The sequence below is a fragment of the Bacillus sp. FSL K6-0138 genome, assembly GCF_037982765.1.
Classification (GTDB): Bacteria; Bacillota; Bacilli; order Bacillales; family Bacillaceae; genus Bacillus; species Bacillus glycinifermentans.
The window spans coordinates 2,711,302-2,724,713 of sequence record NZ_CP150286.1; the positions used below are offsets into that span (position 1 = coordinate 2,711,302).

The window sequence follows — 13,412 nt, forward strand, 5'->3', positions numbered from 1 at the left end:
ATGTCAGTTTGCGATTATAAGAAATTGCCTCGAAAAATTGAACCCTTAGTTACCCCCTTCACCTTTCACGATTCCGTCACTGAAGCCGGGGAAGGAGAAAAATTCATTGTTGGGTCACATCGAACACTAACAGTAGAGATTACAGGTGACTGCACTTCAAGAGAAGTTAAGTTTTATGCTGTCACTCAAGATGCGAAAAAGATCACTCTTGAAGGAATAAACTCTTCTAATCACATGTTTGGAGCAAGTACACTCGGCATTGATGAGATTTGGGAATTCGATATTGCTGGGAAAACCGCAATTCTATTTGAAGTAACAAAGATTAATGGTGGTTCAATTACCATCAAAGGAAATGCGGTGACATAACGATGGATAATCTCTCAAGAGCACAGAACAAAGAAAATGAAATTAAGATTGAAAACCTAAAAGGGACATTTTCTGGTTTTGAAAAACACAGTCTTGATACAGAAAAAGAATTAAAGTCAACAATCGATCAGCTTACAGACTTGATGAATTATCACATAAATAATAAATCAAACCCTCATAATGTTACATCAGAGCAAGTCACGATCATCAGTGACCCATCACCATTTCAAGATGCTTCTTACTCTGGAGATAACTATCCAATGGGAATTTCAACATTTCATCTCTCATCTGGTTCAACTGGATATCCAAGTTCCTATGGCGAGTGTTTAAATGTAAAGACAACTAAATATCGATTTGCTCAGCTTTTCTTTCATGCTGGTAATCGTGATGATCCAAGAATTTATCTTCGGCATTGGTATCCATCTACGGGATGGACAGAATTCATTACTGTCCCCTCTTCTTCTGATCTAGATTCTGCTTTAGCTGCTGCAAAAGCTTATACAGATGATCATGCGAATAACAAAGAAAATCCACATTCAGTTACAAAAGCTCAGGTCGGCCTCGGAAACGTTGATAACATACAGCAGGCAGCAAAGTCCGACTTTGATAAACACGATTCAGATAACACACGTCATATCACTTCTGATGAACGAAAAAAATGGAGCGCTGCTCAACTCTTTAAAATAACAGCCGATTCGGGCACGCAAAAAATAAACCTTACATCTGGAACGTTTTATGATGCTTTGAAAGACGTCGGAACTGTCTCTTTTTTTGGTACGAACGCTGTTACAGATTCCCCCTCCAAGAGTAGTCTTAGAGGAATGCAGTTAGTAGGACAAGCTGGAATAGGCATGGGATATGCGGCAGATGCAAGTGGCAGTGCCTGGTGGTTTTACTATAACGGAAATCAGACGGCAATTAACTGGATTCCTATAGAATCAACCACAGGAGCACAGGCAAGAGTTGATGTCCATGCGAAAAATACGACCATCCACGTTACACAATCGGAAAAAGACAAATGGAACGCTGGACAGCTATCTAAAATAACCAATGACGCCGGGGGTGTTTTTGTTTCGATTGGTGACACTGACGATTTTTACACCAAAATTGTTCAAAGTGGTAAACGGTTTGGAACATTTTACTCAACTGGCAAGCCAACAAATGCCCCCACTTCCCTATCAACGCGGGGATTTTTTCATTTTACCGTAGAAGATAGTGAGGGAAAAGGCACTTATGGTTACGTTGTGGCAATTGATTATAGGAATAATATGTATACAAATTATTTAGACCCTACCTTAGGCTGGCAGGGATGGAGTCGTGTTCTTTCTGATACTGATTTATCCCCCTCTTGGAACAACGTAACACTAATTAATGGGGTAAAACAGGACGCGAACTATCCATTGAAATTCTCTATCAGCAATAATATTCTGTGGCTCCGCGGAACTTTCGGCACATTGCCAGCTATAGGTACTTCTGTCGCTAAATTTACGAATAAACCGACACAACTAATCGATTTCGTTGTACCGACAATTGGATCTTATGGAACGGCTCGATTCGCTTTTACTACTGATGGAGATTTGAGATTTGATGGTATGATGGCAAATGATAACGCTAGTGTGACTCGTGTTTCATTTAATGTTGGAATTCCGCTATGGTAAGGAGGGATTAAAATGCATGTTCTTTTTTATGATGAGAATTTCAAATATGCTGGTGAAGGTGACATCGATGTTAACCTTGAAGCTGGCGAAAAACTTCCGCCTAATTGTACATCAACTTTATCTTCCGGTAATTTAATCGATCCTAAATACGATCCGGAAAAAGATAAGTGGATCGAAGCAGCTACACCAGAATATATCGAACAAATAAAACCGTCTAAACCTGCACCAAGTGAATTGGAATTATTGAAAAAACAAAACGCACTACTCTCCTATCAGCTAGCTCAAGTTCAAGCAGAAATTGAAAAATTGAAAGGTAGCGTCGCATCATGAAGTATCCTGATTATGCTACGATTAAACAATTTTATGATTGGGGCTGCTATGAAGACGATTCTATTATGAGAGATTACGTTGAGTGGGGTCATATTACTCCTGCTGAGTATGAAGAAATTACAGGCAGAAGTTATGATAAACCGTTCATTAATGTCAGTGTGGATTTAGGAATGTGTGTGACACCTTAAGAGGTGTTTTTATTTTGGATTTAAAAGGAGGAAGCATGATGACAACGCAAAAATTAACGCTCAGTCATATTAAAGAGGATAATAAAAAATACAATGAGAAGCAAAGAATTGAATTGAATGATCAATTTCACACTTATATTTATCCGAATTTCGATCCAACAAGAGTAAACAAAATGATCAAAACTCTTATTAAAGACTATGTTGAGATTCAGTCGGAAAAAGGAGTCAAGACTGACTTAGGCGCTGGAGATTTAGCTTATCTCTATACGGTTATTGAATTTAGTGATATTTGTGATATGCCTAAAACCTTGACATCTAAAGTTAAAATGCTTGAAGAAGTTGCTAAATCAGAGCATATCAGAACTATTCATGATTCATTCCCTGAAGAAAGTTTAAAAAAAGTTGAAGATGCTGCTAATGGTTTTGTTGATTTTATATCAAGAGCAGCAGATAAAAATGCAGACAAAATAAATGAAGATATCTTAAAAAAAGTTGAAGAGCTTACTCAAGAGGACAGATAATGGCGGCTTACAAAGATCTCGCCATTTTAGTTCAGAAAGAAGCTTTAAAGGCCATCCAACAGTCAAATAGCAGCACAAAGCAAACGTTAATTAAAACTGGAGAAGATCATGTTGAAACAGATGTTTATGACGCATATGATCCCCTAGTTTATGAACGGACGCATGAGTTAAAGAGCTCTTTTGTAACTGAGAATGAAGTAAACGGAATCTCATTGGATAACATTTGTGAAGATGATGGCCGTGATGTTGCAACGATTGTTGAAACTGGGCAAGGTTATCAGTTCCCTGATGAACATGGTTATGGATATGGAAAACCAAGACCTTTCATGGCTAATACTGCTGAATCTTTAAAGGATGGCCGCTTAGTTGAAGCTGTGTCCAGAGATGTGAACAGGCTCGGACATAAGACAATAAAATAGTCGGTGGTGGATTAATGGCGAAAGAAATCAAAAAAAATATGATACGCCCCCGTGCAAAGAAACTGCCTGAAGTTACTGATGAAATGTGGTCTCAGGTTGATGAAGAGCACAGAAATTTAACACAAGAATTTTTAGACGCTCACTCATTCCGTGATAAAACAAGAAAACAGTACACCTCCTCCCTTCGGCAATTCTTCTGGTGGGTGCATAATTCTCTCAATGGGAAGAAATTATACAAAATCACTAAACGTGACTTCATTAGGTATCAAAGTTTCCTAAAAAATAGGGGCATGTCTTCTAGTGGTATTGCGCTTAAAAAAGCTGGTGTTTCTTCTTTAAACAACTATATTGAAAACGTCGTGGCTGAAGATGATGACAATTATAAAACATTCAGGAACTTTACTCGTGGCCTCCCTGCTATTCCTAAGACAGTCACTTACGATAAAGTAAAGATTACATATGAAGACTATCAAACAATGATGCAAACACTTGAAGAAGATGAGAACTATTTAGGAATGGCCTGGCTTGCAACGGCTTTTAATGTAGGAGCAAGAAGAGCAGAAATCATTCAATTTAAAACAGAAATTTTAGACTACCCTATCCCTGAAGGGCAATCATATGTAATGTCCCATCAAGTCTTCGGAAAAGGTGGCGGTGAAGGAAAAGCTCTAAAATATATGATCAATACAGAAGCTCTACAATATTTGAAGTTATGGCATGAAAAACGTGGATATGACCACGAATACCTCTTTACCACTACATATGGTGGACAACCAAAACAAATGTCAGAAACATGGGCTGATTATTTTTGCTCCGATGTTTTATCAGACATTCTTGGCCGTAGAATCAACCCTCACCTTTTTAAAGCTTCCTGTATCACCTACTTACTCGAAGTCAAGAAAATCAAACTTGAACTTGTCAGTAAACACATTGCTCAACACGAAGATGTCTCAACCACAGTCAAACATTATGATCTTCGTGATTTTAAAGAAGAAAAGAACCAGATTTTCATGTAAAATCCCTCTTTTATTCAAAATCAAATTCCCTCTCTTGAGGGGTTTTGCTTTTGAGTGAAATGAAATTTTTGCAAAAAAGAAGGTATTTCCTCCTATTCTGTCGAATTGTAGTTATGTATTCAATTAAGGATGGGAGTATGAAAATGAATTCAATTGGTATTAGAGTAACACCTAGGGAAATATACTATACGATTATTGATACTCATAACGATTCAAGTCTAACACAAAAACTTTCTATCTCTGCTGCTCTAGAAAATGATGTGCCGCGGCAGCTTTCACTAATTAGAACCACACTTTCATCAATAATTTATGACTATGATGTTTCTTACGCTGGAATTAAAACCGCAGAAGGAAATGCCAAAAGTTATAATACTTTCAGAATTCATATCGAAGGAGTCGTCCAAGAACTCTTTGCTGACAGTACGGTTATTAGCTATTTTGCTGGCACTATTAATAGTCTAGCCTCAAGACTACGGATTCCCTCTAAAGTGGTATCAGGTTTTCTCAAAGGAGATAATAGTATAAAAATAAATCAGTGGAAATCAGAATGGGATAAAATAAGCAATAAAGAACATAAAGAAAGTTTACTTGCTGCTTTAGCTGCTTTCCCTTGGCTTGAGGAAGGGGAAAAACATGCATAAAATAAATCATGTAGAAGCTAAATTGCATCTAGATAAATGGAAAAGAATCGGTTCAAATGAAGGAATGAATTCTGAAGTTTTTATAGCAAGAGATACTCAATTAGACCAAGTTGTTATTCTCAAAAAAATTACGAAAGATTCGTTAGCAAAACAAATTATCGAAGATTTTTTCTTGGAAGCTAAGATATTAAATGCAACTAAACATCCGTTAATCATGCCTATTCATTACGCAGCAGAAGATGAAAAAAACATTTATTTAACTATGCCGTACTACGAGAAAGGATCTTTAGATAGCTTGTTAAATAAGCGTTTTTTAAGTCCGAGAGAAATCATTAAATATGCTTTAGATTTTTTAACTGGGTTATTATTTATGCATACAAAAAAAATATTACATTTAGACATTAAGCCCACAAATATTATAATTAATAATAATGATAGAGCTATTTTGACGGATTTTGGATTATCACGTTTTTTAAATGATGATGGGTTTACATTACAGGAAAGACAGTATCACGCTCACAGATCACCTGAATCATATGTTTCTTTAAATAAATCAGTTTTAGATGACATTTACCAAGCAGGAATTACTTTATACAGAATGTGTAATGGAAATGATGAATTTTATAATCAATTTGAAGCCTTAAAAGTAAATTCTGTTGATGTAAATGACATGGCAAACAAAATAAAGAGAGGCATGTTTCCGTATAAGCAATATTTGCCCCATATACCTGAAAGATTTAAGCGTATCGTTAATAAAGCAATACAGCCTAATCCAGACAACAGATACCAATCAGTTTTAAACATAATAAATGATTTAAGCAAGGTTGATGAAAAATTAGATTGGTACTACAGTTATAATAAAGAGAGTAAGGAATTTAAATGGGAATACAATAATGGGAAGTCGATACACTCTTTATATATCAAAGAAAATGAAGGATCTTTTTTGACATCTGGAGTAAAATATGTTATCAATAGTGAAAGGTTAATTAATTTACAACCACCCAATGGTCAGTTTTCAAGCTTAGACCAAGCTTCTAGCCATATTGAAAAAATGATTAAAAAGTATTCATAAAAATTTATAAAGGAGGTCATTAAAATGAAAGAGAATAGAATCAAATCGTTAGAGTACTTATCTAATCCTTTCTTAGATGTCCCCCTTTATAAACGTCTTGCTAAAAAAAATGCTATCGACTTAAGGAATAACAAAAAAGTGATCGATTTAGGCAATGGCTATTCAGTGGTTAAATCTATAGATAACACTATTCGTTTTAAATAAAAATGAGTTTCTTCTCTTATTAATATTCAGCTTTATTTATCCTTCCATAAAGAAGACAGTAACATTGATGCAGAATTGTATGGTTAAGGGGCGGTTATAAGTGAGTTAATCCTCCCCCTTCCCTTCAACCGAACTACAGGACTACTTGAACTACATTCCCCCACCATTCAGTGGGGGTTTTATTTTATATTTGATCTAGTATAGCTAAAAGTTCCGGATCATTAATTTTAAAAATCATAAATTGAATATAATCAATTTTGTTTGTGTCAGGGAAATGACAAGTGGTTATGGTAAAGTTCGTAGCATGTTTTCCTAACAGTCCAGCTATACGCAAGGCGATATCCACATTTTCAAAATCTATATTAAAGCTTGCATACTCTTGGTCGGCATAGTAGTCTTTTATTTTTGAATCCTTAGGATTTGGTGGGTTTGACATAGCATTTAGGATAATCTTGAATTTTTCAGGGGCAAAATTAATCAATGTTCAACCTCCTTCATTTTGGTAATTAAAGTATAGCACATCACAGTCTTCAATTTTATCTTCCCCTTTAAAATTTTCCACATTTGCCCGATAATAGATTCGAGGTGAACATGGTGGAATTTAGTGAAATCGTTAAAGATCAGTTGGCAACAGCAAAATTAAGAAAATTAACCAAGTTTATTCGAAAAGAGTTTCCTGCAAAGGGGCAACCCCATTCCGAACAAGAGAGAAAGTATGAGGCTCTTAAGCAGTTGAGTGATAATGATCTCTCTTCTGGAATAGCTCGGATGGTACGAATTGAATCAAGTTTTGATCATTCGAAATTTGCTGCGCTTTTTGTTGTGATATTGACCTTATTATTTGGTGCATTTAAGATTATGTTAATCGATAACCCGCAACCTCTTGGAGGTGAAGGCTATTTCACATTCACGGTGTCTTCAGTTTCATTACTTTTGATTGCTGCTGTATTGGATAAAAGAGAAATGACAACGGCCAGTTATTTCAAAACGTTGCTTGAGCAAGCTAAGGCTGATAAAACGGATGAAAAAGAGATTGAAAAAGACACCCCTACTCCCCAAATACGGTCTAATAATCGTATTGAAGTAAAGATCTCAAAGCTGCTACCTTTATGGAAAAAGAATAATTTTTATATAAAAGAAGCACAGAACCTAGAGGAAATCTTACTTAATTGGCCGGATAAAGAATTAGCTAAGTATGTAAGTGACTATTTTGGTTACTGGTCAACTAAAAAAAAGAAGGTTGAGTTAAAACGGATTAGAGACTTAGATTTAGATACTATAATATTGGGTATTGCGAGAATGAAAGATCTCGAGGAATACTCTGACAATTCTAAGATTGTGCCGGGTTTTACCTCTCTCCTCACCTTCTTTGTTACTCATTTTGTCGTCTACGTAGCATATCAAGATAAAGATAATGGAGATCCTACTTTTATGTCAGTTAATGTTGGAATTCTTTTTTCTGCGTTAGCCTTTGCAATAGCAAGTTGGTTTATGAGCGATGGAAGAACACAAAGAGCTAGAGCAATCCACTTTAGGAGTTTACTTGAACAGGTAAAGTCTGAACTAGAGAAGAAACAAACAAAAGAGGATACACAAAACCACGTAATTTGAATTGATGTTATAATTGAGGAAAATATTACTGGTGGTGAGAAAATGACTGAATTGAATGCAAAAGAAAGGGTTTTAGTCGCCCTTTATTTAGAATATCAAAAGGATTTACCTATGCTTGAAAATGTAGATGCAAACTGTTTAGGAATGAGTCAGCAAATGTTTTACGAAGCAATTAAAAAGCTTGAGAACGAAGGATTCTTAAATAATGTTAAATATACGAAGCCATACGGCGTACTTTTGCAGTTTGCTTATCTCAGTCGCTTTGGAATAAATTATGTTGAAGAAAAATTGAAAATTGACGAACACCTTAGTAAACCTGAAAAACTTAAAGAGATAGCACGCAAACTGGCTAAAGGTGGCTACAATGAAATAAAAGACATAGCAATAAAATTGGCAGCAGAATTACTTAAAAACTAACCAAGGCACAAGACATCCTAAAGGATGTCTTTTTTATTTAGATACAATGAGGGAAAAACGCCTCCCCCCCTTTTCTTAATGATGTTTTTTGATAAGTTGCAAATAGCCTGTAATTTTCGTAAGAATGTCAGTCAAAGTTTTGACCCGAATATGTCAACTCAATTTGAATACAGTTAACATTTTTGTTAGAATAGAGAGGGCTAATCACAAAATCCCATTAGGGTTAGTATTTACCACGAAACCTAATTTTTAAAGGATCGGTGATTTAGATTGAAAAAAATTGCACTGTCTTTTCTTATTGTAGCTGGTTTGGTTGTAGCAGCAATTTTTTCGGTTAATTATTTTTATAATGTCCAAGCTGAAAAAATTGCGGATAAAACAGAGGACTATCTTTTAAACAAGGAAAATAAGAAAAAAGAAGATATCAAAGAGATAAAAGGTATACGTTCAAAGGGTGGTGACTACGGGATCTTGGTTCGAGTAATTTACAAAGACAATCCAAACGTTCATTATTTTTATAAGTCATATAAGGGCAAGATCACCTACGACGGCAAGGAAGATATAAGCAAGGCTAAAGAACCGAAACTAAATTGAAAAAAATGATAAAAAATGAAGGATTATCCTCTATTGTGTTGAATTATGTAAAATAACACAATAAAAGGAGGATAAAATATGAAAATCGTTCGCAAAACATTAACTTTGTTGCTTTTGTTTGGGTGTATATTTACTCAAACGCAATATGCTCATGCTGTTAACTATAGTAATGGTAAAGCAGCTAAAGCCGGAGATGTTTTAATTTCCAACGTCTCTATAGACAATTATTTTGTAGGTCATGTTGCAATCGTTGGGCAAGATGGGAAATCGGCTATAGAGGTGTATAAAGGCAGAAGTACTGTTAAAAGCTCTTCATTAAGCTCGTGGCTTAAAAAACAATCTACAGGATATTATGTACAAAGGTATAACAATGCTAGTATCAGAGCTGGTGCAGCCGCATGGGCAAGTTATAATGTTGGAGCAAAATATAATTATAAAATTATATCTGGTTCTGCCTTAAGAGACTGGAAGGATCTTTATTGTTCCAAATTTGTGTATCAGGCTTTTTACTATAGTGGAGGGGTTAAGTTAAAAGCACTGGGACAACAAGGTGAGTTGATAGAATATCCTCCAACGTCAAATTGGGTTCTTCAACCTATGACTATGATTGTTATGAGTGGCTTCACAAGAATTAAATAATCTTACAAACAAATAAAAGGCATCCTAATGGATGTCTTTTTATTTGTCATATGTGGTGATTAATTTAAAGGAGTGTCAGGATGGAAAACTTTGTAACAATTTTGATTTTTACTTTACCGGGATTATTGAGTTATTTTTGGATTCAACTTTTTGGCTTGCACCCAGCAAGCAAACATATAAACTTTGAGATAGCAGCAATAAGCGCAATTCTATGGTTTCCTGTTGGCATGATTGTGCTTAGCATTTATCAGTTAACCGCAATGATTGTAAATACAAATTCGGTAAGCAATCCTTGGTTATCAGTTCATACGCTTAGTGACGTTCTCGAATTATCGAATAATCTTGGTTTCCTTGTTTACTTTGTGTTGTTCAGTGTTATCTTCAGTTTTCTTTTCTCTTGGTTTGTGTCAAGATTCGCTTACAGATGGATGATTAGATTGGTGAATGTTGTGAGACGAGGAAGTGGAACTGCTGAACTTTCAGATACTAGTACAGTATGGAATGAGACATTTTTAAAGAATGAGGGACAGGCTGTGTCATTTAGAAAAATAGACAATCCTGATGAAATAATCTATGGAGAAATAGAAAAAGTGTCCAGACCTGTTGAATTAGAAAGGAACCTACTGCTCACTAATATAGATAAATGGACAAAAGTTTTAAAAGATAATAAAGATGTTGAGGTAGCCAACATCTTTATTGATACTAAGACAGGTTTTATTATTTCTATCTACGATACAGATTCCGCAATGGCAGCTTATAATAAAATTTATGAAAAAGAAAATGAAAATTAATTCTTAGGCTTTGGTTCCCTTTTTATTAGCAAAGGTTTATCGGCTGAATTTTGCGCATGTCTTGGTGTGTTCATTGCATTCTCAGTCGGTCTACTATCTGGTCTAATTTCTGCTGCTCTGTTATCTGGTCTTTTTTCCATAACAATCTCTCCTCGTTTGGTAATCATTCTAATCGTACCACAATTTAGGGAGGTTTTCCCTCCCCCTCTTTAAAATTTTCCATTTGTGTACGATAATCACTATGAGGTGAATGTACATATGTGGCCGTTTAGAAAGAAGAAAAAAGAGTTCAAGAAAGTGGAAAATTGGACTAAGGAAGACACAAAGTACTTCTTCTTAACTGCATCTGAAAAGGAATTTCATGAATTTATTGAATCAAATTTTTCAAAGCGTACAGAAGGTAATTTAATTTATTTGTTAAACCTTTTAAGAGGTCTTGACAACGATGGTTTATTTTATGGAATAGCAAAGGCAACAAAAGTTGAATCTCAATTTGATCATTCTAAGTACTTTGCGGCAATAGTTGCTTTGATAGGATTATCATTAAAACTTTATATGGAGATTAGTATTTGGTGGGCTTTGTTTGTGACTTCGCTTATAACTGGAGTGTTGTTGAAAATGATTGCCAGAGAAACTAGAAGACGTGTAAGTGCTGTTTATTTAAAAAGCTTACTGGAGCAAGTTAAAACTGAAAAAGAGAAAGAAAAGGCGTCCTGACGGATGTCTTTTTTATTTTGAAATTGCAGGTGAAAACCTATGAAAAAATATGAAGTTTTGGAAATATTCGAGGTGGTTCTTGAAGAATGGTTTTTCGCTGAATCGACTCTTATAACCCAATGTGGTGAAGATTGTGATGATCTTGAAAGGAGAGAAAAATTGTATAGGGAACGTTTTGTTGAGGCGTTGAATAAAGAGTAGCCGCTTCTCTCCTTCCCTTCTGCTCAAGATAAACATTTCTTACGAAATAAAAAAAGAGCAGTCTCATCAACTGCTCCTAATGTGGATTATTCTATAATCTCCCCTTCTATGTGCGGTAACGTAATTTGATATCCTGCCGTTGATTCATATGTGTAGGAGCCTTGAATTGTGCCGTATACAGTAATCTTATCTTCTTCAACAAATGGTGTTGTTCCATCATATGTGATATATACAATGTCATTAAAGTCGTATCCATATGATGTTTTCGTAACTGCTAACCTTATATCAGTTGAATTGTCATTTTCCACGATTTGAGCAATTTCACCTTGATATTTAACAAATTCCCCAGTATGTTTATCTGGATTCTTGTTCAGTTCAGCAAAACGTATTTCTTTGGCACTTTGCTTTTTCTTTTCTTCTTCTTGTTTCTTGCGTTCTTTTTCTAATTGTGCTACTTCTTTCTTGGAATATGCGTTAGTGATTTTTATATTCCCAATACTGTTAAACTCAATCTCATAGCCCTCATCATTAGATACTATCTCGCCATTTTGGACTTTAACTTTGTTTTGAATTTCGTCGTAATCACCGTATCTCTCTGGAAAGTCTATATTATTTACATCGTCAACTGTAACAGAGGCATCGATACTATATTGACCATTTTGAACAAAATCATAGTCTCCAGCCTCAATTTTAACCTTTCCATCTTGAACTTGAGCATTTCCACCAAAAGAACTATCATCTTCTTGGTTAGTTAATATAAGGTCAATTGTTGTTCCATCTTCGATGTTAGTATCAAAATTTGCTGTGACAATTTCTTTTGATTTGCTGTATTTAGCATCTTTGAATTTTAAATAAATAGTCTCTTTAGGCTCAGATTGTGCAGTGGTTTGTTCTGAAGTACTGGATTCTTCCTTTTCAGGTTCATAGAGATTCAGAGAAATCACAAATAATATTACGGAAACAATCAGTGCAGCAAACTGAATCAGTGCTTTTTTGCTCTTCTTTTTAAAAATGAATATGATTCCTAGAACTAAGAAAGTTAGTGCGGCTATTAAACATGCTAAAGGTATGAAAACAATAATTTTAATGACCTCCCCAATTATGTATAATTAGTCCAAAATAACCATGATAATCATACCACTTCCAGTTTATTTAGGAAACTCTTTTTTTGATGGTTTGGGAAATTAATGTGGCTTCTTCAATTGAGTAAGGCTTTCGTGGAAACGAAAGATAAACATTCCCGTGGAAGAAAATTGTGGTATAATTAGGCATATTGTTTTGTATGAGGTGGTTTGGTGAATAATAAGGTTTTATTTTATTTATCATTTGGGATAGTTGCGTTATTTTTCTATTTTATAATTGATTGGAAACCTTTCGCAATCATAATCGCCATACTAGGTTTATCACTTTTGGGTCTTGAGCCGTATAGAAGACGCAATAAAAAATTAACCAATGAATTTAAAAATAATGTTGAAATGCTTAAAAGATACGATTCAAACTTCAATGCTGATGGTTCTTTTGCTAATGACAATATCAAAATTTCATTCAATGAGACTAAAGGCGTTTTAAAAATTTATAAACGGAATGAACAGAATGAAATTGTTGAGTTCTCCTACCCTTTTTCACAGATAGTTGAGTCATCAATTGCATTAGACAACGAAACAGTATCGAAAACTTCTAGAGGTGAGCAGATTACAGGTGCAGCCATTGGTGGAGTTTTGGCTGGAGGAGTTGGGGCAATAATTGGCGGTCTTTCTTCTGGGTCAAAGCAAGTTACAATGGTGAAATCAATTACCATGAAAATTACAGTGGACGATTTTAAAAACCCTGTTCACTATATTGATTTTCTCCCTAGCTTCGATACCCCTGATTATAGCCATCCTGGTTTTAAGAAAGACTGCGAGATAATTAAAACCGCTCTTAAGAAAGCTGAATATTGGCAAGGTGTTCTGGAATTAGCTATAAGAAAAACAAATCAAGTCGCTCATTAATTGTTTGTGTCATACTTGTGGGTATCTGATGAATAA

Annotated in this window: 21 protein-coding genes; 18 read left to right on the forward strand and 3 right to left on the reverse strand. The window is 35.0% G+C overall.

Going from position 1 to position 13,412, the window contains the following annotated elements:
* The 10 genes from MHB78_RS14485 to MHB78_RS14530 all read left to right on the forward strand — a co-directional run bounded on the left by MHB78_RS14485 (position 1) and on the right by MHB78_RS14530 (position 6,415).
* Complete coding sequence (locus MHB78_RS14485; RefSeq protein ID WP_046132690.1) at positions 1-366, forward strand: hypothetical protein; 366 nt, start codon at positions 1-3, stop codon at positions 364-366.
* 2 nt (positions 367-368) lie between these two features.
* Positions 369-2,024: a hypothetical protein gene (locus MHB78_RS14490; protein ID WP_046132691.1), complete on the forward strand. Its 1,656-nt coding sequence runs from the start codon at positions 369-371 to the stop codon at positions 2,022-2,024.
* Between the two features lie 12 nt (positions 2,025-2,036).
* On the forward strand, positions 2,037-2,354 hold the full coding sequence (locus tag MHB78_RS14495; protein ID WP_046132692.1) for a hypothetical protein: 318 nt from the start codon (positions 2,037-2,039) through the stop codon (positions 2,352-2,354).
* A complete protein-coding gene (locus MHB78_RS14500) occupies positions 2,351-2,542 on the forward strand; it encodes an XkdX family protein (RefSeq protein WP_046132693.1) in 192 nt (63 codons plus the stop codon). Before MHB78_RS14495 ends, MHB78_RS14500 begins: the two co-directional genes overlap by 4 nt.
* Before the next feature lie 38 nt (positions 2,543-2,580).
* Positions 2,581-3,063 carry a hypothetical protein gene (locus tag MHB78_RS14505; RefSeq protein WP_046132694.1) on the forward strand — a complete coding sequence of 161 codons (483 nt, stop codon included), beginning with the start codon at positions 2,581-2,583 and terminating at the stop codon, positions 3,061-3,063.
* Positions 3,063-3,482, forward strand: coding sequence for a hypothetical protein (locus MHB78_RS14510; RefSeq protein WP_046132695.1), 420 nt, complete (start codon positions 3,063-3,065; stop codon positions 3,480-3,482). The genes MHB78_RS14505 and MHB78_RS14510 overlap by 1 nt, the downstream gene beginning before the upstream one ends.
* A gap of 14 nt (positions 3,483-3,496) precedes the next feature.
* Positions 3,497-4,498 (forward strand): site-specific integrase, encoded by a 1,002-nt coding sequence (locus MHB78_RS14515; RefSeq protein ID WP_006640209.1) that lies wholly within the window; start codon positions 3,497-3,499, stop codon positions 4,496-4,498.
* A 143-nt stretch (positions 4,499-4,641) separates the two neighbouring features.
* Positions 4,642-5,139, forward strand: coding sequence for a hypothetical protein (locus tag MHB78_RS14520; RefSeq protein WP_046132743.1), 498 nt, complete (start codon positions 4,642-4,644; stop codon positions 5,137-5,139).
* On the forward strand, positions 5,132-6,211 hold the full coding sequence (locus MHB78_RS14525) for a serine/threonine-protein kinase (protein ID WP_052948571.1): 1,080 nt from the start codon (positions 5,132-5,134) through the stop codon (positions 6,209-6,211). The genes MHB78_RS14520 and MHB78_RS14525 overlap by 8 nt, the downstream gene beginning before the upstream one ends.
* Positions 6,212-6,235: 24 nt before the next feature.
* Entirely contained in the window at positions 6,236-6,415 is a 180-nt protein-coding gene (locus MHB78_RS14530) for a hypothetical protein (RefSeq protein ID WP_046132696.1), read from the forward strand.
* A 184-nt stretch (positions 6,416-6,599) separates the two neighbouring features.
* Here the strand turns inward: MHB78_RS14530 and MHB78_RS14535 are convergent, their stop codons facing one another.
* On the reverse strand, positions 6,600-6,896 hold the full coding sequence (locus MHB78_RS14535; RefSeq protein ID WP_231947451.1) for a hypothetical protein: 297 nt from the start codon (positions 6,894-6,896) through the stop codon (positions 6,600-6,602).
* A gap of 110 nt (positions 6,897-7,006) precedes the next feature.
* Between MHB78_RS14535 and MHB78_RS14540 the strand changes: the two genes are divergently transcribed.
* The 5 genes from MHB78_RS14540 to MHB78_RS14560 all read left to right on the forward strand — a co-directional run bounded on the left by MHB78_RS14540 (position 7,007) and on the right by MHB78_RS14560 (position 10,467).
* A complete protein-coding gene (locus MHB78_RS14540) occupies positions 7,007-8,026 on the forward strand; it encodes a hypothetical protein (protein ID WP_231947450.1) in 1,020 nt (339 codons plus the stop codon).
* 42 nt (positions 8,027-8,068) lie between these two features.
* Complete coding sequence (locus tag MHB78_RS14545; protein WP_046132697.1) at positions 8,069-8,443, forward strand: hypothetical protein; 375 nt, start codon at positions 8,069-8,071, stop codon at positions 8,441-8,443.
* Between the two features lie 270 nt (positions 8,444-8,713).
* Complete coding sequence (locus tag MHB78_RS14550; RefSeq protein WP_046132698.1) at positions 8,714-9,037, forward strand: DUF3139 domain-containing protein; 324 nt, start codon at positions 8,714-8,716, stop codon at positions 9,035-9,037.
* A gap of 78 nt (positions 9,038-9,115) precedes the next feature.
* On the forward strand, positions 9,116-9,676 hold the full coding sequence (locus MHB78_RS14555) for a YiiX/YebB-like N1pC/P60 family cysteine hydrolase (RefSeq protein WP_046132699.1): 561 nt from the start codon (positions 9,116-9,118) through the stop codon (positions 9,674-9,676).
* 80 nt (positions 9,677-9,756) lie between these two features.
* Positions 9,757-10,467 carry a hypothetical protein gene (locus tag MHB78_RS14560; RefSeq protein ID WP_046132700.1) on the forward strand — a complete coding sequence of 237 codons (711 nt, stop codon included), beginning with the start codon at positions 9,757-9,759 and terminating at the stop codon, positions 10,465-10,467.
* On the opposite strand, the gene MHB78_RS14565 is transcribed toward MHB78_RS14560, so the two are convergent.
* Positions 10,464-10,607 (reverse strand): hypothetical protein, encoded by a 144-nt coding sequence (locus MHB78_RS14565; protein WP_156415980.1) that lies wholly within the window; start codon positions 10,605-10,607, stop codon positions 10,464-10,466. The two genes, MHB78_RS14560 and MHB78_RS14565, sit on opposite strands and share 4 nt — an antisense overlap.
* Positions 10,608-10,725: 118 nt before the next feature.
* Between MHB78_RS14565 and MHB78_RS14570 the strand changes: the two genes are divergently transcribed.
* On the forward strand, positions 10,726-11,184 hold the full coding sequence (locus tag MHB78_RS14570; RefSeq protein ID WP_046132701.1) for a hypothetical protein: 459 nt from the start codon (positions 10,726-10,728) through the stop codon (positions 11,182-11,184).
* A 39-nt stretch (positions 11,185-11,223) separates the two neighbouring features.
* The gene (locus MHB78_RS14575; protein ID WP_167543084.1) at positions 11,224-11,385 is read left to right on the forward strand and encodes a hypothetical protein; all 162 of its coding nucleotides are present in this window, start codon (positions 11,224-11,226) and stop codon (positions 11,383-11,385) included.
* Between the two features lie 86 nt (positions 11,386-11,471).
* Here MHB78_RS14575 and MHB78_RS14580 read toward each other — a convergent pair whose 3' ends face one another.
* Entirely contained in the window at positions 11,472-12,329 is an 858-nt protein-coding gene (locus tag MHB78_RS14580; RefSeq protein ID WP_052948573.1) for a hypothetical protein, read from the reverse strand.
* Positions 12,330-12,680: 351 nt separating this feature from the next.
* Between MHB78_RS14580 and MHB78_RS14585 the strand changes: the two genes are divergently transcribed.
* Entirely contained in the window at positions 12,681-13,376 is a 696-nt protein-coding gene (locus MHB78_RS14585; RefSeq protein WP_046132702.1) for a hypothetical protein, read from the forward strand.
* Positions 13,377-13,412: the final 36 nt, after the last annotated feature.